General features: G+C 63.8%; 20 protein-coding genes and 1 tRNA gene. 12 read left to right on the forward strand and 9 right to left on the reverse strand.

All coding sequences use genetic code 11. The features are described from left to right. The first annotated feature begins 4 nt into the window (after positions 1-4). The 5 genes from NKJ80_RS00225 to NKJ80_RS00245 are packed head-to-tail and all read left to right on the forward strand — an operon-like array spanning position 5 to position 5,202. A complete protein-coding gene (locus NKJ80_RS00225; protein WP_023708171.1) occupies positions 5-1,546 on the forward strand; it encodes a sugar ABC transporter ATP-binding protein in 1,542 nt (513 codons plus the stop codon). Then, positions 1,543-2,520: an ABC transporter permease gene (locus NKJ80_RS00230; protein ID WP_023699531.1), complete on the forward strand. Its 978-nt coding sequence runs from the start codon at positions 1,543-1,545 to the stop codon at positions 2,518-2,520. The genes NKJ80_RS00225 and NKJ80_RS00230 overlap by 4 nt, the downstream gene beginning before the upstream one ends. Next, positions 2,517-3,512 (forward strand): ABC transporter permease, encoded by a 996-nt coding sequence (locus NKJ80_RS00235; RefSeq protein WP_023699530.1) that lies wholly within the window; start codon positions 2,517-2,519, stop codon positions 3,510-3,512. The genes NKJ80_RS00230 and NKJ80_RS00235 overlap by 4 nt, the downstream gene beginning before the upstream one ends. Then, complete coding sequence (rhaM, locus tag NKJ80_RS00240) at positions 3,512-3,829, forward strand: L-rhamnose mutarotase (RefSeq protein WP_023681927.1); 318 nt, start codon at positions 3,512-3,514, stop codon at positions 3,827-3,829. Before NKJ80_RS00235 ends, rhaM begins: the two co-directional genes overlap by 1 nt. Then, a complete protein-coding gene (locus tag NKJ80_RS00245) occupies positions 3,826-5,202 on the forward strand; it encodes an FGGY-family carbohydrate kinase (RefSeq protein ID WP_023740724.1) in 1,377 nt (458 codons plus the stop codon). Before rhaM ends, NKJ80_RS00245 begins: the two co-directional genes overlap by 4 nt. Here the strand turns inward: NKJ80_RS00245 and NKJ80_RS00250 are convergent, their stop codons facing one another. Further along, the gene (locus NKJ80_RS00250; RefSeq protein ID WP_352496849.1) at positions 5,203-7,029 is read right to left on the reverse strand and encodes an alanine racemase; all 1,827 of its coding nucleotides are present in this window, start codon (positions 7,027-7,029) and stop codon (positions 5,203-5,205) included. A 146-nt stretch (positions 7,030-7,175) separates the two neighbouring features. Between NKJ80_RS00250 and NKJ80_RS00255 the strand changes: the two genes are divergently transcribed. Continuing rightward, positions 7,176-7,385, forward strand: a complete 210-nt coding sequence (locus NKJ80_RS00255) for a hypothetical protein (protein WP_352496850.1) — start codon at positions 7,176-7,178, stop codon at positions 7,383-7,385. Positions 7,386-7,392: 7 nt separating this feature from the next. Here the strand turns inward: NKJ80_RS00255 and NKJ80_RS00260 are convergent, their stop codons facing one another. Next, complete coding sequence (locus tag NKJ80_RS00260) at positions 7,393-8,643, reverse strand: D-amino acid dehydrogenase (protein ID WP_023829799.1); 1,251 nt, start codon at positions 8,641-8,643, stop codon at positions 7,393-7,395. Between the two features lie 97 nt (positions 8,644-8,740). After that, positions 8,741-9,736 (reverse strand): UDP-glucose 4-epimerase GalE, encoded by a 996-nt coding sequence (galE, locus tag NKJ80_RS00265; protein WP_352496851.1) that lies wholly within the window; start codon positions 9,734-9,736, stop codon positions 8,741-8,743. Positions 9,737-10,015: 279 nt separating this feature from the next. On the opposite strand from galE, the gene hemA reads away from it, so the two are divergent. Then, positions 10,016-11,293: a 5-aminolevulinate synthase gene (hemA, locus tag NKJ80_RS00270; protein ID WP_352497090.1), complete on the forward strand. Its 1,278-nt coding sequence runs from the start codon at positions 10,016-10,018 to the stop codon at positions 11,291-11,293. A gap of 18 nt (positions 11,294-11,311) precedes the next feature. Here the strand turns inward: hemA and NKJ80_RS00275 are convergent, their stop codons facing one another. Then, positions 11,312-12,478 carry a pyridoxal phosphate-dependent aminotransferase gene (locus NKJ80_RS00275; RefSeq protein ID WP_352496852.1) on the reverse strand — a complete coding sequence of 389 codons (1,167 nt, stop codon included), beginning with the start codon at positions 12,476-12,478 and terminating at the stop codon, positions 11,312-11,314. Between the two features lie 157 nt (positions 12,479-12,635). Further along, positions 12,636-13,055, reverse strand: coding sequence for a large conductance mechanosensitive channel protein MscL (mscL, locus tag NKJ80_RS00280; RefSeq protein ID WP_023681933.1), 420 nt, complete (start codon positions 13,053-13,055; stop codon positions 12,636-12,638). 252 nt (positions 13,056-13,307) lie between these two features. Here mscL and NKJ80_RS00285 point away from each other — a divergent pair, with 252 nt between their 5' ends. Further along, entirely contained in the window at positions 13,308-16,811 is a 3,504-nt protein-coding gene (locus tag NKJ80_RS00285; protein ID WP_352496853.1) for a PAS domain-containing hybrid sensor histidine kinase/response regulator, read from the forward strand. Positions 16,812-16,915: 104 nt separating this feature from the next. Here NKJ80_RS00285 and NKJ80_RS00290 read toward each other — a convergent pair whose 3' ends face one another. Both NKJ80_RS00290 and NKJ80_RS00295 read right to left on the reverse strand, forming a co-directional pair. Beyond that, entirely contained in the window at positions 16,916-17,575 is a 660-nt protein-coding gene (locus NKJ80_RS00290) for a response regulator transcription factor (RefSeq protein ID WP_023806886.1), read from the reverse strand. 133 nt (positions 17,576-17,708) lie between these two features. Continuing rightward, a complete protein-coding gene (locus NKJ80_RS00295; protein WP_023816195.1) occupies positions 17,709-18,143 on the reverse strand; it encodes a hypothetical protein in 435 nt (144 codons plus the stop codon). 105 nt (positions 18,144-18,248) lie between these two features. Between NKJ80_RS00295 and NKJ80_RS00300 the strand changes: the two genes are divergently transcribed. Then, the gene (locus NKJ80_RS00300) at positions 18,249-18,599 is read left to right on the forward strand and encodes a DUF952 domain-containing protein (protein WP_352496854.1); all 351 of its coding nucleotides are present in this window, start codon (positions 18,249-18,251) and stop codon (positions 18,597-18,599) included. Further along, on the forward strand, positions 18,596-19,666 hold the full coding sequence (locus NKJ80_RS00305) for a quinone-dependent dihydroorotate dehydrogenase (RefSeq protein WP_023740731.1): 1,071 nt from the start codon (positions 18,596-18,598) through the stop codon (positions 19,664-19,666). The genes NKJ80_RS00300 and NKJ80_RS00305 overlap by 4 nt, the downstream gene beginning before the upstream one ends. Here the strand turns inward: NKJ80_RS00305 and NKJ80_RS00310 are convergent. Further along, positions 19,663-21,000 (reverse strand): MATE family efflux transporter, encoded by a 1,338-nt coding sequence (locus tag NKJ80_RS00310; RefSeq protein ID WP_352497091.1) that lies wholly within the window; start codon positions 20,998-21,000, stop codon positions 19,663-19,665. The two genes, NKJ80_RS00305 and NKJ80_RS00310, sit on opposite strands and share 4 nt — an antisense overlap. A gap of 217 nt (positions 21,001-21,217) precedes the next feature. On the opposite strand from NKJ80_RS00310, the gene NKJ80_RS00315 reads away from it, so the two are divergent. Then, positions 21,218-22,120, forward strand: coding sequence for a histone deacetylase family protein (locus tag NKJ80_RS00315; RefSeq protein WP_023816194.1), 903 nt, complete (start codon positions 21,218-21,220; stop codon positions 22,118-22,120). 67 nt (positions 22,121-22,187) lie between these two features. Here NKJ80_RS00315 and NKJ80_RS00320 read toward each other — a convergent pair whose 3' ends face one another. Further along, the gene (locus NKJ80_RS00320) at positions 22,188-22,451 is read right to left on the reverse strand and encodes a DUF6460 domain-containing protein (protein ID WP_023696688.1); all 264 of its coding nucleotides are present in this window, start codon (positions 22,449-22,451) and stop codon (positions 22,188-22,190) included. A 180-nt stretch (positions 22,452-22,631) separates the two neighbouring features. Here NKJ80_RS00320 and NKJ80_RS00325 point away from each other — a divergent pair. Beyond that, positions 22,632-22,705, forward strand: a tRNA-Gly gene (locus NKJ80_RS00325). The last annotated feature ends 1 nt before the right edge of the window (position 22,706 follow it).

Raw genomic sequence — 22,706 nt, forward strand, 5'->3', positions numbered from 1 at the left:
GGATATGGACACGACAGCCCAGCACGGCATTGCGAAGGAGGAGCCCACGGGTCCTGCCCCGCGCCTGACGCTGTCCGGCGTCTCCAAAAGCTTTCCCGGCGTGCGCGCGCTGCACAATGTCAGCCTGTCGCTTTACCCCGGCCAGGTTACGGCGCTGATCGGTGAAAACGGTGCCGGCAAGTCGACGCTGGTCAAGATCATGACCGGCATCTACCAGCCCGACGCCGGCACGATCAGCATTGACGGCCAGGCCGTCACCCTGCCCAGCGCGCATGCCGCCTTCGGCCACGGCGTCACCGCCATTCATCAGGAAACCGTGCTGTTCGACGATCTGAGCGTCGCCGAAAACATTTTTCTCGGCCATGCGCCGCGCACGCGGCTAGGCACCATCGACTGGCGCACCATGCGAAAACACGCGCGCGAAGTGCTCGACACCATGCATGCCGGCCATATCAACGCCGATGCGCGGCTGAAAGACCTCGGCATCGCCAACAAGCATCTGGTAGCGGTTGCTCGCGCGATGTCGATCGATGCGCAGATCGTCATCATGGATGAGCCGACCGCAGCCCTTTCGATGAAGGAGATCGAGGAGCTTTTCCTGCTGATCGAATTCCTCAAGGAGGAAGGCAAGGCGATCCTGTTCATCAGCCACAAGTTCGACGAGATCTATCGGATCGCCGATCGCTACACCGTGTTCCGCGACGGCGAGATGGTTGGCGAGGGCCTTATCAAGGATACCGGCCAGAGCCAGATCGTGCGCATGATGGTCGGCCGCTCGGTCGATCACATCTTTCCGCAACGCAAGGCCGAGATCGGCGCGCCGGTGCTGTCGGTCGCTGGCCTTTCGCACCCGACCGAATTCAACGACATCGGCTTCGAACTGCACAAGGGCGAGATCCTCGGTTTCTACGGCCTTGTCGGCGCCGGGCGGTCAGAGGTGATGCAGGCGATATCGGGCATCACCCGCATATCGGGTGGAACGATCACGCTGGAAGGCAAGACGATCACGCCGAAATCGGCGGCGGATTCCATCGAAGCCGGCATCGTCTATGTGCCGGAAGAGCGCGGCAAGCAGGGCGTGGTGATCGGCCTGCCGATCTTCCAGAATGTCTCGCTGCCTTCGCTGAAGCGCACCTCCAAATCCGGCCTGCTGCGATTGTCGGAAGAATTCGCGCTCGCCCGCTCCTACACCGAGCGGCTTGACCTCAGGGCCTCCTCGCTCAGCCAGGATGTCGGCACGCTGTCGGGCGGCAACCAACAGAAGATCGTCATCGCCAAATGGCTGGCGACGGCGCCCAAGGTGATCATCCTGGATGAGCCGACCAAGGGCATCGACATCGGCTCCAAGGCCGCCGTCCACGGCTTCATGGCCGAGCTCGTCGCGCAGGGCCTGTCGGTGATCATGGTGTCGTCGGAACTGCCGGAGATTCTGGGCATGTCCGACCGCGTCGTCGTCATGCGCGAAGGGCTGGTTGCGGCGGTCTACGATAATAAGGGGCTGGACGCCGAAACGCTGGTCCGGACGGCAGCGGGGATCGCGGCATGAAGGCTCTCCTGAAATTCCGCGAGATCTGGCTGGCAGCGGCGATCGTCGCTTTGATTGCTCTGATCTCGACGCGCTTCCCGGCCTTTGCCGACCCCGGCAATCTCGCCCAGGTGTTCAACGACACCTCGATCCTGATGATCCTGGCGCTGGGACAGATGGTCGTCATCCTGACCCGCTCGATCGACCTGTCGATGGCCTCCAACCTGTGCTTCACCGGCATGGTGGTGGCGATGCTGAACGCCGCGCATCCGGCGATCCCGATCCCGCTGCTGATCGTCATTGCGCTGGCCGTCGGACTGGTGCTCGGCGCCATCAACGGCCTGCTGGTGTGGCGGCTGAACATCCCTTCGATCGTGGTGACATTGGGCACGCTCACCATCTATCGCGGCGCCACCTTCGTCCTGTCCGGCGGCGCATGGGTCAATGCCGACAAGATGAGCCCTGAGTTCATCGGCTTCCAGCGCGCAGCTTTCCTGGGCATTCCGGTTCTGTCCTGGATCGCCATACTGGTCATCGCGCTGTTCTTCGTGGTGATGACGCGAACCGCGCTTGGCCGTTCGATCTATGCCATCGGCGTCAACCCGACGGCGTCGGTCTATGCCGGCATCGATGTCGGCCGAACCAAATTCATCGTCTTCTGCATTTCCGGCATGATCGGCGGGCTCGCCGGTTATCTCTGGATTTCTCGTTATGTCATCGCCTCGGTCGAGGTCGCCAACGGCTATGAACTCAACATCATCGCCGCCTGCGTCATCGGCGGCATTTCGATTGCCGGCGGCATCGGCTCGGTCGGGGGCGCGGTGTTAGGGGCGCTGTTCCTCGGCATCATTTCCAACGCGCTGCCCGTCATCAACATCTCGCCCTTCTGGCAGATGGCGATTTCAGGCAGCGCCATCATCCTGGCCGTCGTGCTCAACGCGCGTGGCGAACGTCAGCAGGGGCGGATTATCCTGAGGAAAGCGGAAGCGGCATGACCGACACCCCCGCCCCGCGCCACATTCCCGACCGGCTCGACAAGCCGCTCTCCTCGGCGATCTTTTCCTGGGAGGCGCTGCTGGTCGTCGTGGCGGTCGCCATCTTCGCCATCAACAGTTTCGCCTCGCCCTATTTCCTCGACGCCTACTCCCTGTCGGATCTGACTTTCAATTTCACCGAGAAAGGCCTGATCGCCTTCGCGATGGCGCTGCTGATCATTTCGGGCGAGATCGACCTGTCGGTCGCCGCCATCATAGCGCTCGCCTCGACCATGATGGGCATGGCTGTGCAGGCCGGCGCCGACACGCCGGTGCTGGTGGCTATCGGCATCGTCGTCGGGCTCGGTTGCGGCGCCTTCAACGGGCTCCTGGTGACAAGGCTCGGCCTGCCCTCCATCGTCGTCACCATCGGCACGATGAGCCTGTTTCGCGGCATCGCCTTCATCATCCTGGGCGATCAGGCCTACAAAGGCTATCCCGAGAGTTTTGCTTTCTTGGGCCAGGGTTACGTCTGGTGGGTGGTGTCGTTCGAACTGGTGCTCTTCCTCCTCGCGGCCGTCGCCTACTGGTTCCTGCTGCATCGCACCAGCTTCGGCCGCCGTGTCTTTGCCATCGGCAACAATCCGGTCGCGGCACAGTTTTCCGGCGTTCGCGTCGGCCGCATCAAATTCATCCTGTTTTGCATGACCGGACTGATGGCGGGCATCGCCTCGGTGCTGATCACCTCGCGGCTCGGCTCGACGCGGCCGTCCATCGCGCAGGGCTACGAGCTTGAGGTCATCACCATGGTGGTGCTGGGCGGCGTCAGCATTCTGGGCGGCTCCGGCAGCATTGTTGGCGTCGTGCTCGCCGCCTTTATCATGGGGCTGGTGACCTTCGGCCTCGGCCTGCTCAACGTGCCCGGCATCGTCATGTCGATCTTCATCGGCCTGCTCTTGATCTTCGTCATCGCGCTGCCGATCGTCTGGCGACAGCTGCGTGGTAACAGCTGATGCCTGAGAAATACGCCTTCAAGATGCAGCTCAAACCCGGCATGAAAGCCGAGTACAAAAAGCGCCACGATGAGATCTGGCCGTCGCTGGTGGCGCTGCTGAGAGAGGCCGGCGTCGCCGATTATTCGATCCATCTCGATGAAGACACCAACATCCTGTTCGGCGTGCTGTGGCGGCGGGACGACCATGGCATGGCCGACCTGCCGAAGCATCCGGTGATGCAGCGCTGGTGGGCGCACATGGCCGACATCATGGAGACCAGGCCGGACAACCAACCGGTGGCCATCCCCCTGGAAACAATGTTCCATATGGCATGAGTGCGCTGCGCCACATCGCCGTCATCGACATCGGCAAGACCAACGCCAAGGTGGCGCTGGTCGATCTCGTCACGCTGAGCGAGGTGGGGTTGCGCCGCATGGCGAACGCGCCGCTGCGACAAGCGCCCTATCCGCATCACGATGTCGAGGCGCTGTGGACGTTTATCCTCAACAGCCTTGCCAGCCTCGACCGCGAACAGCGTATCGACGCGATTTCGATCACCACGCATGGTGCGACCGGCGTGCTGGTCGACGCCGCGGGCGAACTGGTGCTGCCTGTCCTCGACTATGAGTTCGACGGCCCCGACAGGCTGGCTACAGAGTATAGTGCGATCCGTCCGCCCTTCATTGAGACCGGGACGCCGCGCCTGCCGCTCGGCCTCAATCTCGGTGCGCAATTCTTCTGGCTTGAGAAGCGTTTTCCCACCGAATTCGCCAGGGCCGCCGCGATGCTGATGTATCCGCAATACTGGGCGCTGCGCCTGACCGGCGTTGCCGCCAACGAGGTGACCTCGCTCGGCTGCCACACCGATCTGTGGAGCCCTTGGGAGGCGGACTTTTCCTCGATGGTCGACAGGCTGGATTGGCGCAGGCTGATGGCATCGGTGCGGCCGGCCAGGGACCAGCTCGGCCCGATCCTGCCGGCGCTTGCCGCGCGCACCGGGCTCGATCCGCAGACCCCGGTTTTCTGCGGACTGCACGATTCCAACGCCTCCCTATTGCCGCATCTTCTGTCCGACGAGCCGCCCTTCTCGGTCGTCTCGACCGGCACCTGGGTGGTATCGATGGCGGTCGGCGGCAGAGAGATTGCGCTCGATGCTGCGCGCGACACGCTGGTCAATGTCAGCGCGCTTGGCGCTCCCGTCCCCTCGGCGCGGTTCATGGGTGGCCGCGAGTTTTCCCAGCTGACCAAGGACAAGCCGCAGGACTGCAGCGGCAGCGAGGTGCTGGCCGTTCTGACAAAAAAGATGCTGCTTTTGCCTTCTACCCAGCAGGGATCAGGTCCGTTCCCGCACCATGCCGCGGCATGGCTTGGTGCCGAGGGCATCAGCAAAGGCGAGCGGTTCGCCGCCATTTCCTTCTATCTGGCACTGATGACGGCGACCTGCCTCGAGCTGATCGGCGCCGACGGCCCGACCACCGTGGAAGGACCGTTTGCTCGCAACCGGCTCTTTGTCGGCATGCTGGCGGCAGCGACCGCGCGCATCGTCATCGCCTCCGAGGCGGCCACCGGCACCAGCATCGGCGCGGCACTGCTCGCATCCGATCAGCCAGTGACGCACGGCAAGGGCGAAAGAATTGAGCCGCAGACCGACCCGGTCTGGGCGGCCTATGTCACCGCGTGGCGCGCGGCAGTCGACGCGCAAGGCTGATCACAAAATCCGCTTCCCAAAGGCCGACATGACGAAGTTGACGGCGTCGGCGCCGATCCGCGGCTCCAGACCGGCGGTCAGCCCGGAAACATCCATCGACAGCAGACCGCCGGACAGCGAGATCGCCTCCATTGCCTGATGCGTCTCGCGCACCGTCAGCCCGCCCGAGCCCGCAGCCCAGCCGGTAAATTCGGTCGCCGTCGGCGAATAGCTGACGTGAAAGCCCTGCGTGCCCGACGTCGCGATGCGGATCGCCTCATGCATGAGGTCGCGCATGCCCATGGCGTCGATGTCGGTCATGGTGAAGGCCGAGACACGCGAATCCTTGAGCACCCTTGCCTCCGCCGGATCGGCATGGCGCAGGCCGACGATGACGACATTTTCCGGCGACAGCTGCGGCTGCAGTGCGCAGGGCTTGTGATCGAGACCGAGCGCGCGGGCCAGCACCGAGACTTCAGGCATGTCTTTGGCCTCCTCGTACTCGGGCATCAGGGCGGCGATGGAATCGATCCAGATCAGGCCGAAGGAATGCGTCGCGCGCGCCGTTGCGGTCAGCGCCTTGTGGGCGATACGGCGATCGGCGCCGGCAGCGAGCCGGATCAAGCCCGAGGGCGGCCGCTCGACGTCGGCGAGTTCGACCACGTCGAAATTCATTGCCTCCAGCCGCGCGCCGGTTCCCTCGCGGGCGATAATCCCGCCGGCTTCCGGTTCGGCCGAGATCGACACCATCTTGCGGCCGGAGAAATCCGCGACGTCGTGCATCGGCGCCTTCTCGACATATTCCGAGGTCATCGCCAGAAGCATGGCGCCATAATTCATGCGGAAGGCGACGCGGTCGCCGACGGTGGGTCGCGGATCGGCATCCTGCACATCGAGCAGCAGATGGTCGCTGGAAGCGCCGAGCACCCTCACCCCTTTGGCGATCGGCGTCAGCCCTTCCACCAGCACGTCCTCGCGGCCTATATTGGCGATGGCGCGCAGCCGGTCGCCCTCGTCGGCAAAGACCGGCTGGTTGCCGAAGGCGTCGTAGCCGGATGTGCCGATCGGCCGCGAAGGCTTGAGTTTGACCTCGATGATGTCGCTGGTCAGCCGGCAGGCATCGGGTTCGAGTTCGGGCCACGGCACGTCGCGAAAGGTTTCGACACCGCCTTGCAGGATCGCCTCGCCCACGCGCAGATTGTTGATGCCGGGCGGCAGCTTGCCTTCGAGCAGCAGCGTCAGCGATGACGAGGCGCCGCCGGAAATGAAGTCGAGGCTTTTGCCGGACAGGCGCTCAGTCTTGTAGGCATGGGCGACGAGTTGGCCAAGGTTCTCCGGGGTCGGCATTATGGCGCCGAAGCAGCCGAGATTGGTGCCGATGCCGGCGATGCGCACGCCCTTGAATTCCAGGATCTGCTCGACGGTGGGGATCAGGTCGCTTGGCCAGATGCCTTCGCGGAGATCGCCGAGATCGATCATCAGCATGATGTCGTGGACGCGGCCCATGCGCTCGGCAATGCGCGATATCTCGCGGATGGTGGTCAGTTCCGACTGCAGGCTGATGTCGACGGTGCGCACGACCTCCTCGACGCGCGCCATGGGCGGGCTGCGCAGCAGCATGACCGGCGCATTGATGCCGCTGTCGCGCAGCCGCCGAATGTTCTCAAAACGCGATTCCGCGATGCCGGCAACACCGCCGCGCAGCATGGCCCGCGCCACCTGCGGCATGCCGCATGTGCCCTTGGTGACACCGAATACCTTGATATCAGACAATGCGCAGCGTTCGACGATGGTGCGGGCGTTGCGCTCGATGCGGCCAAGGTCGATAGCGACTTGCGGTCCCGACATTTCGTCACTCAGGGTTTGTAGAATCTGTCAGTCAGATGCATCTTCCAGATCGTCGTACGATATTTGTCAAACTTTGCGCAGTGACGGTCTCAATGTTGGAAACCAGAGCAATTGTATGTGGGCACGTCTTTCGATCGGAGAGGCCGGTGACGCTGGTCGTTCATCATTTCGATGGTGAGTGGCAACTGACCTGCGGCGAACATGATCACCCCGCGGACTGCGGAGGTTTCGAAGTTATCGGTCTCGGCCATTTGACCGCCAGGCAGGAAAACTTGGCACAGATTGGCCAGCTTGAGCGCGGATGGCTTGCCGAATGGGTGCACGGCGAATGGACTCGATGCCAACACGACGACTAGAGCTCCCTCAGTTCCCGTAGACCAGCCCTTGCGGGTCGATCTCCGGCTTGCGGCCGGCGACGAGGTCGGCCAGGAACTTGCCCGAGCCGCAGGCCATGGTCCAGCCGACATGGCCGTGGCCGGTGTCGAGGTAAAGGTTCTTGTATTTCGCCTTGCCGATGACCGGCACCGAGTTGGGCATCATCGGCCGCAGACCTGCCCACAACAGCGCCTTCTTCTCGTCGAAAGCGCCAGGGAAAAGGTCTTTGCCGGTGCTCAGCATGGACTTGAAGTCGCTGGGCTTGAAGCTGCGGTCGAAGCCGGTGAACTCGGCTGTCGAGGACATGCGCAGGCGGTTTCCGAGCCTGGAGTAGCCAACCAGCCGGTCCTCGTCGGCGCCGCCCATGGTCGGTCCCTTGCTCTCGTCCTCCAGCGGGATGGTCGCGCTATAGCCTTTAACCGGATAAACGGGCAGGTCGATACCGTAGCGGCGACCGATCAGGCCGCTCTCGGGGCCCATGGCGATGACGACGGCGTCGCCCGTCACCGGGCCGGCCGATGTCATGACCGCACGTACCCAGTCGCCCTCTATGTCGAGCCCCTCGATCGTGGTGTCGAACAGGAATCTGACGCCAAGCTTTTCGGCCGCATAGGCGGCGAGCCCGTCGACGAATATCCTGGAATCCCCGGTCTGGTCGATCGGCGAATAAACGCCGCCGGCGATCTTTTCCTTCACGCCCGCGAGCCCGGGCTCAAGTTCGACCAGCCGGTCGCGGCCCACGATCTCGATCGGCAGGCCATGCTTCGCCAGAAACTGGTAGTTGTCGGTGCCGGTGTCGAGGCTGTGCTGCGAGCGGAAGAAATAAAGAATGCCCTTCTTGCGCTCGTCATAGTGGATGCCGGTGGCGTCGGAGAGCGCGTTGATGCAGTCGCGCGAATAGAGCGCCAGGCGCAGTTTGACCTGGCTGTTGGCGCGCAGGCGCGCCACCGTGCACTGGCGCAGGAAGCGCAGGCTCCAGGCGAGGAAATAAGGATCGAAGCGCAGCCTGACCTTGATGCCGAGATCATGGTTCCAGAGCGCGCGCAGGAAGGTCTTCAGCGCCGCTGGCGAGGCCCAGGCGGTGGCGTCGCCCGGCGACACCAGACCGGCATTGGACTGGCTGGTGCCGCGCGCCGGCGCCGGATGGCGCTCGATAACGGTGACCTCATGGCCGTCGGCGGCCAGATAATAGGCGGCCGCGGTACCGACAACGCCGGCTCCAAGCACCGTTATCTTCATGCCACCCCCTCTTCGCGGCACAGCGCCTCCACGCCGCACCGCCATTGCTTCAATAGCGCTTCGCCGCGCGCCTTGCGAGCCCTCGGAAGTGCCCGGCTCAGCCCCGCGCGGAGTTCTTGCCGGTGAGGATACGCTCCCAGGCGAGTGCATCGGCGACGATCTGGTCGAGGTCGTCGCGTTGCGGGGTCCAGCCGAGTTCGGCGCGTGCAAGGTCCGAATTGGCAACCACGGCGGCGGCGTCGCCGGGGCGCCGGTCGCCCATCTTGACCTCGAAATCCCGGCCGAAGGCGCGCCGCACGCTGTCGATGACCTCGAGCACCGAATAGCCGTGGCTGTAGCCGCAATTGGCGACGAGGCTGCCGCCGCCGGCGCGCAGGCGCTGCAGCGCCAGCCGGTGCGCCGCAGCCAGGTCGCTGACATGGATATAATCGCGCATGCAGGTGCCGTCCGGCGTCGGATAATCGGTGCCGAACACCTGCATGAAGGGGCGTTTGCCGAGCGCGGTCTCGCAGGCGACCTTGATCAGATGCGTGGCGCCAGGCGTCGACTGACCCGTCCGGCCCCTGGGGTCGGCGCCGGCGACGTTGAAGTAGCGCAGGGCCGTGTAGCGCAAGGGATGCGCAAGCGCTGCATCGCGCAGCATCCATTCGCTCATCAGCTTGGACAGGCCGTAGGGCGATTCCGGCGCCAGGCGGGCATCCTCACGCACCGGCTCCAGGCCGGCGCCGCCATAGACGGCGGCGGTCGAGGAGAAGATGAAATGCGGCACGCCCTCGCGCACGGCGGTTTCGATCAGCGTGCGGGTCTTGGAGGTGTTGTTCTCGTAATAGGCGAGCGGATCGGCAACCGATTCCGGCACCACGATGGAACCGGCGAAGTGGATGATCGCGTCGACCTTGTTATCCCGGATGATCTGGCCGACCAATTCCCTATCGGCGACATCGCCGACGACCAGCTTGGCCTCCGGCGCCACCGCCCATTCGAAGCCCGTGGAAAGGCGGTCGAGAACGACGACGCTCTCGCCGGCATTCAGCAGTTCCCAGACCATGTGGCTGCCGATATAACCGGCGCCGCCCGTTACCAAAACCGTCATCCGTGTCCTCTTTTACTCATGATTTATCGGAAACTGTCTCAATCACCGCCTTACTGGAAAGCCTGCGGCAAGGCCATTAGAAACGCCTGAATGTTAAATCCGTAACAGTCTCACCGGCCTGTGGCATCGTACGGAAACAAAATTGATCCACATCAAGGGAATAGGCCACGATCCGGCATCGTTAGGAACAGGCTTGGGGCGTGGCATTTTGACCAAAACGGCCCGGTGGACGACGAATCGGCCAACGATTATGATCCCGCGCAAAACTGGGAAGGCGACATGAACTATCAGCGGTTCTTCGAGGAAGCGATCGATCAGCTCCACGCCGAGCGGCGCTACCGGGTTTTCGCCGATCTCGAGCGCATTGTCGGCAAGTTTCCGCGCGCTATCTGGCGTTCAAACGGCCGCGCCGAGGAAATCACCGTCTGGTGCTCCAACGACTATCTCGGCATGGGCCAGAACCCCGATGTCATTGCCGCGTTCCAGAATGCAGCCGGCAAGATGGGTTCGGGCGCCGGCGGCACCCGCAACATTTCCGGCACCTCGAACCCGTTGGTCGAGCTCGAGCTGGAACTGGCCGACCTGCACGACAAGGAAGCCGCGCTGGTCTTCACCTCCGGCTTCGTCTCCAACGAGGCCTCGATTTCGACCATTGCGCGGCTTTTGCCCAATTGCCTGATCATTTCGGACGAGCTCAACCATGCCTCGATGATCGAAGGCGTGCGGCGCTCGGGTGCCGAAAAGAAGATTTTCCGCCACAACGACGTCGCGCATCTCGAAAGCCTGCTACAGGTGGCGGGCCGCGAACGCGCCAAGCTGATCGTGTTCGAGAGCGTCTATTCGATGGATGGCGACATCGCGCCAATCAAGCAGATCGTCGAACTGGCCGAACGCTACAACGCCATGACCTATATTGACGAGGTCCATGCCGTCGGCATGTACGGACCGCGCGGCGGCGGCATCACCGAGCGCGAGGGGCTGGCCGACCGCATCGACATCATCGAAGGCACGCTGGCCAAGGCGTTCGGCACGCTGGGCGGCTATATCGCCGGCAACAGCGCCATCATCGACGCGGTGCGCTCCTATGCGCCGGGCTTCATCTTCACCACGGCGCTGCCGCCGGCCGTCGCCGCCGCCGCCACCAGGTCCATCCGCCACCTCAAGCGGTCGCAAGCCGAGCGCGATGCGCAACAGCGCCAAGCGTCGCGGACCAAGGAGGTTCTGTCTGCAGCCGGCCTGCCGGTGATGGAATCGCCGACACACATCGTGCCGGTGCTGGTCGGTGACCCCGAACTCTGCAAGATGGCCAGCGACCGTCTGCTCGGCGTGCACGGCATCTACATCCAGCCGATCAACTATCCGACCGTGCCGCGCGGCACCGAGCGGCTGCGCATCACCCCGACGCCGTTCCATACCGATGCGCTGATTGCGGGACTTCAGGACGCGCTGATCGAGACATGGGATGCGCTCGGCATTCCCTACGGCTCCGCCGGACGGCCCACTGTCGCCAAGAGCGACCGGATTGTGCCGCTGCTTGTGCCGAAGTCGGGCGGCTGAAGCCGCCGCCCATTCACCTCAAACCGTCCTCATCCATCCCGCCAGCCGGTGTGCCGCTTCCTCGAGTTGGTCGAGGCGGCGGTGGAAGCACAGGCGCAAAAACGCCTCTCCGCCAGGGCCGAAGGCGGTGCCCGGCGCCAGGCCGACATTGGCCTTGTCGACGATGTCGAAAGCAGCCCGGCGCGGATCGGTGATGCCGTCGACCGTGAAAAACAAATAGAACGCGCCTTGCGGCACGGTGAAGCGCGCTTTGCCGGTTGCGCCGAGAATATCGCAGACCAGGTCGCGCGCTTTCCTGGCGCGCTCCACCTGCTCGACGATGAAGGCCTCACCGTGGTCCAGCGCCGCGACGGCGCCGCGCTGCATGAACTGGGCGACGCCTGAGGTCGAATACTGGATCAGGTTCTCGAACACCTGCTGCAGCTCGGGATGGGTCTTGATCCAGCCGACGCGCCAGCCGGTCATCGCCCAGTTCTTGGAAAAGGAGTTGACGAACAGGATGCGGTCTTCCGCGGTCGAAATGTCGAGGAAGGACGGCGCACGGCCGTGGCCGTAGTGGAACAGCGAATAGATCTCGTCGGCGATGATCCACAGGCCATTTTGGCGGGCGAGATTCAGGATCGCCTGCAGCGTTTCCTTATCGGCCGTCCAGCCGGTGGGGTTCGATGGCGTGTTGACGAACAGCGCCTTGGTGCGCGGCGTCACCGCAGCCGCAATCTTGTCGACATCGCAGGACCAGCCATTGCCCGACTGGTCGAGCGTGACCGCAACCGGGGTAGCGCCGGAAATACCGGCGGCGGCGGCGAAATTCGGCCAGGCCGGGGAGAGATAGACCACCTCGTCGCCGCTGCCGGCGACCGCTGCTAATGCCAACTGAATGGCATGCATGCCGGAACCGGTGGCGATGAATTCCTCTTCGGCGAAGCTCTTGCCGAAATGCCTGGCATAGTAGCGGGAAAGCGCTTGCCTCAGCTCCGGAATGCCTTTCTGCCAGGTATAGAAGGTCTCGCCATTGGCGAGCCCCTTGGCGGCGGCTTCCGAAATGAAGGCAGGCGTCGGCAAATCGCCTTCACCGGCCCAGAGCGGGATCATGCCCTCGCGCGTACGGCCGTAATTGACGACGGCGACAATGCCGCTTTCGGGGGCGGCCACCGCTTCGGCGCGCAAGCTATCGATCAGGGTCATGACAGGTCCGTTTTGATGTCTGCTTTGATGCATGTCATTATCCAGAACCGCTGCGCACTTATGGGCGACATGCATTGGCGGATGCTCTTAGCAGATGCGGCAACAGAAAACCCCGGCCGCGAACGACCGGGGTTTTGGTCCAGAAATCTGGCCTTGTCTATTTCCTGGCGAGGAGATCGCGAATTTCGGTGAGCAGTGCGACGTCAGCCGGCGGCGGAGCCGCAGGTGCGGCCGGCTTCTCCCGCTCGAGCCGCTTGCGCATGTTGTTCACGGCCTTGACCATCAGGAAGATGATGAAAGCCAGGATGACGAAATTCAGCGCCACGGTGATAAAATTGCCGTAGGCGAACACCGCGCCTTCCTTACGCGCGTCGGCAAGATTGGTCGAATGCACTGTTGATGAGAGGCCTATGAAGTAGTTGGAAAAGTCGACGCCACCAAGTGCGCCGATGAAAGGCATGATGATGTCATTGACAAGAGAATCGACGATCTTGCTGAAGGCCGCGCCGATGATGACGCCGACCGCAAGGTCCATCACATTTCCTTTGGAAATGAATTCCTGGAATTCTTTCAGCATTCGACCCTCCTTGTCATGACGGACCGCGCTGCCGCCGTCCCTCCGGCGTCGGCCCGTGCGCACCATAACAAAAACCTGCGGTTGCAACAGAAGCAAAAGCTGGAAAACACCGCTTTCTCCTTACCTTAGGTCACGGTTCGACAGGGCGGCGTCGCGGCCATGCGCCGGAAAGCCGCGATGGACTTGACCTTAGAGCTGTGATTGCCTCTGGGCAGGCCGGGGTGAAAGCTGGCCGAGGAGGATTTTCGGGCCGTGCAGGGCTGGTTCATCGTCATCATTGCGGTCGCCTATGTAACGCTGCTGTTCGTCATCGCCAGCCTCGGCGACCGGCGTTCAACGGCGCTGGGACCCGGCCGCGCCCGGCCCTTCATCTATGCGCTCAGCCTCGCCATCTACTGCACCTCCTGGACCTTCTTCGGCTCGGTCGGCCTGTCGTCCGAGCGCGGCCTCGAATTTTTGGGCATCTACACCGGGCCGGTGCTGGTGTTCGTGTTCGGCTTTCCGCTGCTCAATCGCATCGTGCGGCTGGCCAAGAGCGAGAAGATCACCTCGATCGCCGACTTCCTCGGCGCGCGCTACGGCAAGAGCTTTGCCGTCTCGGCGATCGCCACGCTGATCGCCACCATCGGCGCGGTGCCCTATATCGCACTGCAATTGAAGGCGATCTCCGGTTCGGTCGGCCTGATGGTCGAGCATTATACGGGATCGCCGCCCTCCTTCGATCCCTTCGTCAGCGACATCTCGCTGGTGGTGGCCATGCTCTTGGCGCTGTTTGCGGTGCTGTTCGGCACCCGCCATGCCGACGCCACCGAGCACCAGGACGGGCTGGTGCTGGCGGTGGCGGTCGAAACCGTGGTCAAGCTCGCCGCCTTCCTGGCGATCGGCCTGATGGTCACCTTCCTGATCTTCGGTGGCCCGGGCGACATGATCGACAAGCTGGCCGAAAACAGCCAGGTGCGGCAAGCCATGGGCTACAACACCTCGCTCGCCACCTGGCTGGTGCTGACTTGCCTGAGCGGCTTTGCTATCATCATGCTGCCGCGCCAGTTCTACGTCACCATCGTCGAGAACCGCGGCGAGGCCGAACTGCGCACCGCGACCTGGGTGTTTCCGCTCTATCTCGTGGCGATAAACCTGTTCGTGCTGCCGATCGCCTTCGCCGGCCTGGCGCTGGTCGGCGCCAAAACCACCAGTGACCTCTATGTGCTGGCGCTGCCCTTGTTCGGCGGCCATGACTTCCTCGCCATGGCCGCCTTCATCGGTGGGCTGTCGGCGGCGACCGCCATGGTGATCGTCGAAAGCGTGGCGCTGTCGATCATGATCTCCAACGACCTCGTCATCCCGCTGTTCGTGCGCCGCCTGCTCAAGACCACGACCTCTGAGAATGAGGATTGGTCGACGCTGATCCTCAACGTGCGGCGCGGCGCCATCTTCATCCTGTTGTTCATCGCCTTCCTCTACTACCGCGAAAGCACCAACTCGGCGCGGCTGTCGTCGATCGGCCTGATGTCGTTCGCGGCAATCGCCCAATTCGCGCCGGCGCTGATCGGCGGGCTGATCTGGCGCGGCGCCAATGGCCGCGGCGCGGCCCTTGGCATGGTCGCCGGCATCCTCGTCTGGGGCTATACGCTGCTTTTGCCGTCGCTCTCGGCAGCCGACGCGGACATCGTCGTGCAGGGGTTGTTCGGTTTCGAGGCGCTGCGGCCGCAGGCTCTGTTCGGCACCGTCGCCGAACCGTTGAACCACGGCGTGCTCTGGAGCCTGTCGGTCAACACGCTGTTCTTCGTGCTCGGCTCGCTGTCGCGCGCGTCAGTGCCGCTGGAGCGGATCCAGGCGTCGATCTTCGTGCCGCGCGAATCCGGCCCGATGCCCAGCCTGCGCCGCTTCCGCACCGCCATCACCGTCAACGTGCTGAAGGACACCATCTCGCGCTACCTCGGCGTCGAGCGCACCGAGCGCTCCTTCCAATCCTTCGAGAAAAGCAATGGCGTCTCGCTGCACGGCAATGAGCAGGCCAGCATGGATGTCATCCGCTTTTCCGAGCAGCTGCTGGCGAGCGCGGTCGGCTCGTCTTCGGCGCGGCTGATCCTGTCGCTGCTGTTTCGCCGCAACGACCGCGAGTCCAAGGACGCCTTTCGCCTGCTCGACGACGCCACCGAAGCGCTGCAGCACAATCGCGACCTGCTGCAGATCGCGCTCGACCAGATGGAGCAGGGCATCACCGTATTCGACCGCGATTTTCGTCTGATCTGCTGGAACAGACAATATCGCGCGCTGTTCGACCTGCCCGACGAGATGGGCCAGGTCGGCGTGTCGCTCGACCGCATCCTGCGCCACCTCGCCGAGCGCGGCGATATTCCGGCCGACCAGCGCGTGGCGATGCTCAACCGGCTGACCAGCTTCGTCAGCCCATGGCAGATGGAGTTGAAGACCAGTGGCCGTATCCTCGAACTGCGCTCCAACCCGATGCCGGACGGCGGAATCGTCGCCACCTATGCCGACATATCAGGACGCGTCGAACAGGATTTGGCGCTGAAGCGGGCCAATGAATCGCTGGAGCAGCGGGTCAAGACGCGGACCATCGAACTGACTAGGGTTAACGAGGAGTTGACCCGGGTCAATGAGGAGCTGGCGCAGGCGCAGATGCTGGCCGAGGAGGCCAATCTGGGCAAGACGCGCTTCCTCGCCGCCGCCGGCCACGACATCCTGCAGCCGCTGAACGCCGCCCGTCTCTACTGCTCGTCGCTGATCGAAAAGGCCGGCAAGGGCCCGGCCGGGAAGGCTGCTATCAACATCGAATCCTCGCTGGAATCGGTCGAAACGATCCTGGGCGCCGTGCTCGACATTTCCCGCCTCGACGCCGGCGCGATGAAACCCGATGACAGCGCCTTCCGCCTGGACGGGCTGCTGCGCCAGATCGGCAATGATTTTCAGCCGCTCGCCGCCGAAAAGAAACTCGATCTGACGATCATAGCCTCGTCGCTCAGCGTGTTGACGGACCGCAACCTGCTGCGCCGGCTGATCCAGAACCTGGTCTCCAACGCCATCAAATACACCCCCCATGGCCGCATCCTGGTCGGCGTGCGACGGCGCGGCGAACTCGCCGAAATCCAGGTGATCGACACTGGCATCGGCATTGCCGGCGACAAGCTGAACACGGTCTTCAACGAGTTCACCCGGCTGGACGAAGGCGCGCGCGAGGCCGAAGGTCTCGGCCTTGGCCTGTCCATCGTCGACCGCATCGCGCGGGTGCTGCGGCTCGAGATCCAGATCTTTTCCAACCCGGGCAAGGGTACGCGCTTTTCCGTTATCCTGCCGGTTGCGGCGGTTGAGGCGCCGCGGCGCGAGGTCGAGCCGAAGGCGCCTGCCCGCACCGCGAATTCGCTGGCCGGCCTGCGCGTCATGTGCATCGACAACGACGCCCGCATCCTCGACGGCATGCGGCTTCTGCTCGAGGGCTGGGGCTGCAGCATCGGCACGTTTTCGGGTTCGGAGGATTTTGGCAGAGCCGATCGTCCCGACATCGTGCTTGCCGACTATCATCTCGATGGCAGAAGCGGCCTCGACATCATCGCCCGCCTGCGTGACATCCATGGTTCGGACCTGCCGGCCGTGCTGGTCACCGCCGACCGCTCCACCGAGGTCCGTGCCGCTGCCGCCGCCCTGGACGTGCCGGTGATCAACAAGCCGCTGAAGCCGGCCGTGCTGCGTTCCATGATGGCAAGGGTCAGGCCGCTGGCATCGGCGGCCGAGTAGGGTTCAATGCATGTCGCCCAGAAGTGTGCCGCGGTTCTGGGACCACGACATGCATCGAACAAGAGCTAAAGCGGGTCGCATGAATCCGTTCAGCGCGATGCGCTTTAGCCTGCTGGCTGCAACGGATCGCTGCCGATCTTGGACAGCTGGATCACCGCCTGGGTGCGGCTGTCGACGCCGAGCTTTTGCAGGATGGCCGAGACATGCGCCTTGACCGTCGCTTCGGAGACGCTGAGTTCGTACGCGATCTGCTTGTTGAGCAGGCCTTCGGCCAGCATGCCGAGGACACGCGTCTGCTGCGGCGTCAGCGCCTGCAGCCGCTTGATCAGGTCGGATATTTCGGGGTCGCGCTCGACGCCGAGGTCGATGCCGACGGGTGCTGCGATGTCGCCGGCCAGCACCGTCTGCACGGCGCTGCGGATTTCCTCCATGCTGGCCGATTTGGAGATGAAACCGGACGCGCCGAGATCGAGCGCGCGCCGGATGGTCACCGGGTCGTCGTGCGCCGACACCACCACCAGCGGCACCGCCGGGTGGATGCCGCGCAACGCGATCAGACCGGACAGGCCGCTGGCGCCCGGCATCGACAGGTCGAGCAGCACCAGGTCGACATCCTCATTGGCCACGACCAGGGCCTTGGCGCTTTCGAAATCGCCGGCCTCGTGAATGGCGGCGACATCGCCGACGCCGGCAAGCGCCTCTTTCAAGGCGCCGCGGAACAGCGGATGGTCGTCGGCAATGACGAAGGTGTAGCCCGACGGCAAATGTTCCTCCCCAAATCCCGTTGTTGCCCAAACTTCGTTATCGATTGACGGCTTTTACGGGATCGGACGATTATGCGGCGAAGCGCTTTGTTTTCAAGCGGCAATGGCCGGACGGCACTTTGCGCCGGGCAGCTCAGGTCTTTTGCGAGTTGAGCTTGGCGCCGTCGCCATTGTCCTTGTCCATCTCCTTGACGATGCCCATGAAGCCACGCAGCATGCGCTCCATATAGCTCATCGTCTTGTCGAAATCCTCTTCGCTCGGCAATTTCGACTCGAGACGGGCCGACAGCGAATTCTCCAACCTGGCGACGCGTTCGTCCATTGCCTTCATCGAGGCCTGCAAACGGTCGACTTCGTCCTGGAAGGCGGCGCGTTCGTCGGCGGCCATCTTGCAGACGAGCTGGCCGGAGCGCTCCTCGCAGATCGACATGGCGCCGGTCCGGGTATCCATGCGGACATAGCCGTTGGCCGTTTTCTCCAGCCGGTAGCGGTCGGTCTCTTCGGACCAGGCCGACGCCGCGACCAGCGAGACCAGTGCGGCGGGGATCAGTATGTGCTGCAGACGCATGTTCCATCCTCCACGAGCCAGTATGCGCAACCTATCACAGCTTTGCGCCGTAAATGCGGACGAGTTGCCCTTCCCCGCATGATCGGTTCGGATTATAGCGCAACCATGTCTCAGATTATCTACAAGATCGCGCCCGAAGCGCTTTGGCGCGAGGCCGAGAAAAACGGCCGTTTCACCGGCGCTCCGATCGATATCGCCGACGGCTTCATCCATTTCTCCACTGCTGATCAGGTCAGGGAGACGGCGGCGAAGCATTTCGCCGGCCAGATGGATTTGCTGGTGATCGCCATCGACGGGGCGCTGCTCGGTGACGCGCTGAAATACGAGGTCTCGCGGGGCGGCGCGCTGTTCCCGCATCTCTATGGCGTGCTCGATATGAGCGCCGTGCTGTGGGTGCGGCCACTGCCGCTCGGGGCCGACGGCGCCCATCAATTCCCGGCGCTGGAGGCCGAATGATCGTGTTCGATCGCATCGGCCAGAAACTGCTGTTCACCTTCGATCCGGAAACGGCGCATGGCATGTCGATCGCGGCGCTGCGATGCGGTCTGCCGGTCGGCGCGCGGACGGTGCGCGACGACAGGTTGAAGCTCAGCCTCTGTGGCATCGCCTTCCCCAATCCGCTCGGCATGGCCGCAGGCTACGACAAGAACGCCGAGGTGCCCGACGCGCTGCTTGGCCTCGGCTTCGGCTTTGCCGAAGTCGGCACCGTGACGCCGCTGCCGCAGGCGGGCAATCCGAAGCCGCGCATTTTCCGGCTGACGGAGGATGATGCGGTGATCAACCGCCTGGGCTTCAACAATGAGGGCCACGAGGCGGCGGAAAAACGCCTTGCCGCGCGCCAGGGACGCGGCGGCATTGTCGGCGTCAACATCGGCGCCAACAAGGACAGCGCCGATCGTGTCCGTGACTATGAGTTGGGCGTTTCCCGTTTTGCGAAATACGCCAGCTATCTCACCGTCAACATCTCGTCGCCCAACACGCCCGGCCTGCGCACCATGCAGGCGCGCGAACAGCTCGGCGAACTGTTGTCTCGGGTCATGTCGGTGCGTGCAGCAGCTTCGGCGCAGCCGCCCCTCTTCCTCAAGATCGCGCCCGATCTGGTCGAGGCCGAGCTTGAAGACATCGCCGCCGAAGTCAGCGAGAAGCAGATTGACGGCGTCATCGTCTCCAACACGACGCTGGCGCGAACCGGATTGCGTAGCACAAGCGGCGAGACCGGCGGTCTCTCGGGAAAACCGCTGTTCGAGCGTTCGACCATCGTGCTGGCCAAGATGCGTCGGCTGCTCGGGCCGGAGCGCGCCGTCATCGGCGTCGGCGGCGTCGATTCCACTGATGCCGCGCTGGAGAAAATCCGCGCCGGCGCCGACCTCGTGCAGCTCTATACCGGCATGGTCTATGCCGGGCCGGCGCTGCCGGGGCGCATCCTTGCCGGGATGGTGCGATTTGCCGACAAGGAGCGGCTGAAATCATTGCGCGAACTGCGCGACAGCCGGCTCGATCAGTGGGCTGCCAGGCCGCTCTAAAACGCCGTGCGCAACCGGAGCCGCAGGATGGCCAGCAGGCTGAAGCCGCGCACCAGCAGGAAGACGTGCAGCGCCGCCCACAGGCCGTGATTGCCGAGAGACGGCGCCAAGCTGAACAATGCGGCGCTGAAGGCCAGGAACGACACCAGCATCATGTTGCGCATCTCGCGCGACCAGGTAGCGCCGATGAAGACGCCGTCCATCTGGAAGGCCAGCACGCCGCTCAGCGGTGTCAGTGCCGCCCACGGCAGATAGATGTCGGCAACAGCACGAACATCCGGCGACGTGGTGATCAACGAAATCAGGCCGGCGCCGCCGAGCCAGAAGATCAGCGTGGCGGTTCCGGCGAGGCCGAACCCCCAGAATAAGGTCAGACGTACCGCCCGGCGGAACGCCGTCTCGGCACGTGCGCCGATCGCGCGTCCCGCCAACTGTTCGGCCGCGGTGGCGAAACCGTCGAGAAAATAGCCGGCGACGAGGAAGAAGTTCATCAGCACGGCATTGGCGGCCAGCGTCAGCGTGCCGAACTGCGCGCCCTGGCGGGTGAACAGCGCGAAAGCGGCGAGCAGCGAGAACGAGCGGATCATGATATCGCGGTTGAGCGACAGCATGCGCAGGAAAGCGGGCATGTCGAGCAGGCGATGCCGCGGCAGGCGGGGTGCGGCCCGGAAGCGCCAGACAACGATGGCGAGACCCAGCAGCATGGCCAGACATTCGCCGGTGACGGTCGCCCAGGCCACGCCGGCGACGCCCCAGCCAAGCTTCAGGCCGAGCAGGATGCAAAGCACGATGTTGATGCCGTTGAGCACCGCCTGCAGCATCAGCCCAAGCCCGCCCTCGCCGCGTCCAAGGACATAGCCGAGGATGGCGTGGTTGATCAGCGTGAAGGGGGCGGCGAGCATTCTGATGTGGATATAGACGCCCATCGCCTCGCCGACGCGCGCTTCGCCGCCGATGAATTTCTGGCCGGCGATGGCAATCAGCGGCGCAAGGACGACAAGCACGATGCCGGCGGCGACCGCGATCAGCACGGCGCGCCAGAACACCGCCTGCTCCTCCAGTTCGTCGCCGCGCCCAAACGCCTGGGCGACGAGGCCGGTGGTGCCGGAGCGCAGGAAATTGAAGGTGCTGAAGACGACGTCGAAGACCAGGGCCCCGGCCGCCAGGCCGCCGAGCAGGGCGGCATCGCCGAACTGCCCGACCACCGCCGTGTCGACGATGCCGAGCAGCGGCGTCGTCAGATAGGCGAGCGTCATCGGCACGGCGATGGCGAGCACCGAACGGTTGGTGACGGCGAAGGGTCTCGCGTCGGCTGGGGTTGCACCCGTGTCCAGGGGACTGCTGCCTTGCTGGTTGCGGCTTGATCGAACAGCCGATGTGCCCCATTTTCCCGCCACCGCGCAATCACTCTTGCCGTGACGGCCAACCGAAATGTTCTTCTGGCGCGAGCCCGCCGGATCCCAGTACTGGTTTTAAGCAATTCCCAAAGGGAAGCGCTACGCGCTTCTCCCGGGAAAACCGCTGCACACTTTTCCTGGAATTGCTTTAGCCATGCCCCTGCAGATCGTCCATCATCCCGACTACGATGCCGGCTTCGCCGTCAATCATCGCTTTCCGATGAGCAAATATCCGCTGCTGATGCAGGCCTTGCATATCAGGGGCCTGATCCATGCCGGGGCGCTGTGGATGCCCGAGCCGGCGCCGGCCTCCTGGCTGAAGCTCGCCCATGCGGCTGATTATGTCGACCAGGTCATCACGTGTTCAGTGCCTGAAAAGATCGAGCGCGAGATCGGCTTTCCCGTGGGACTGCGCGTTTCGCTCAGGGCGCAACTCGCCGCCGGCGGCACGGTGCTGGCGGCGCGACTGGCGCTTATCAATGGCATTGCCTGCAACAGCGCCGGCGGCAGCCACCATGCGCGGCGCGCGCAAGGCGCGGGCTTCTGCACCTTCAACGATGTTGCCGTCGCTTCGCTGGTGCTGCTAGCCGAAGACGCGGTGAAAAACATCCTGATCGTCGATCTCGATGTGCATCAGGGCGACGGCACGGCGGATATACTGAGAGACGAACCACGCGCCTTCACCTTCTCCATGCATGGCGGACGCAATTATCCGGTGCGCAAGATTGCCTCCGATCTCGACGTTGCCCTGCCGGACGGCACCGGCGATGGCGCCTATCTCGAACGGCTGGGTGTCCTCCTGCCGGAGCTCTCGGCCAAGGCGCACTGGGACATCGTCTTCTACAATGCCGGTGTCGACGTGCATGCCGAGGACCGGCTCGGCCGGCTATCGCTCAGCGATGACGGCGTGCGTGCCCGCGACGCCATGGTGATCGGTCATTTCCGCGCGCTGGGCATCCCGGTCTGCGGTGTCATCGGCGGCGGCTATTCGACCGATGTCGCAGCGCTCGCGGCGCGCCACGCCATCCTGTTCGAGGTGGCGTCGGACTTTGCCTGAGTGGCCTTTGGTTTGAGCACAATCTTTTCCGAAAACCGGTTTCCACTTTTCGGGATCGTGGTCCGCTTCACTTCCGGTAGTTCGCGAGCCTGAGCAGGATGAACACCGGCACGACGATCGCGGCGCCGAGCAGGATATAGCCCAAGAAGCGATAGACCGCGTTGAAGCCGAGGTTCCAAAGATCGATGAAGAAACCCTGGATGCGGTAGAAGACGTCCATCGGCGTCCAGCCGAACGCATTCATGACCAGGCCGACCAGGAACGACACGACCAGCAGCTTGACGATCACCCTGACGGGCGAGTCACCGAGAAAGCGCGTCACTGTGGACAAGGGGCCTGCCTCCAGATTGGTTTGCCCGGATTCGGGGTACAAACCCACGAATACGCACTTGCTGCGCCCGCATCAAGGCGGGCGGACGGCGCAATCGGTCGGGTTTCCAACAGCCGTTTCCGAACAGCTGTCCAAGGGCGATTGCCCGAAGCACGCCCATCATGATATCGAGAGGCCGACGCGGGTATGATGTAATGGTAGCTTGTCAGCTTCCCAAGCTGAACGCGAGGGTTCGATTCCCTCTACCCGCTCCAG

It is taken from the genome of Mesorhizobium sp. M0030 (assembly GCF_040323695.1).
Classification (GTDB): domain Bacteria; phylum Pseudomonadota; class Alphaproteobacteria; order Rhizobiales; family Rhizobiaceae; genus Mesorhizobium.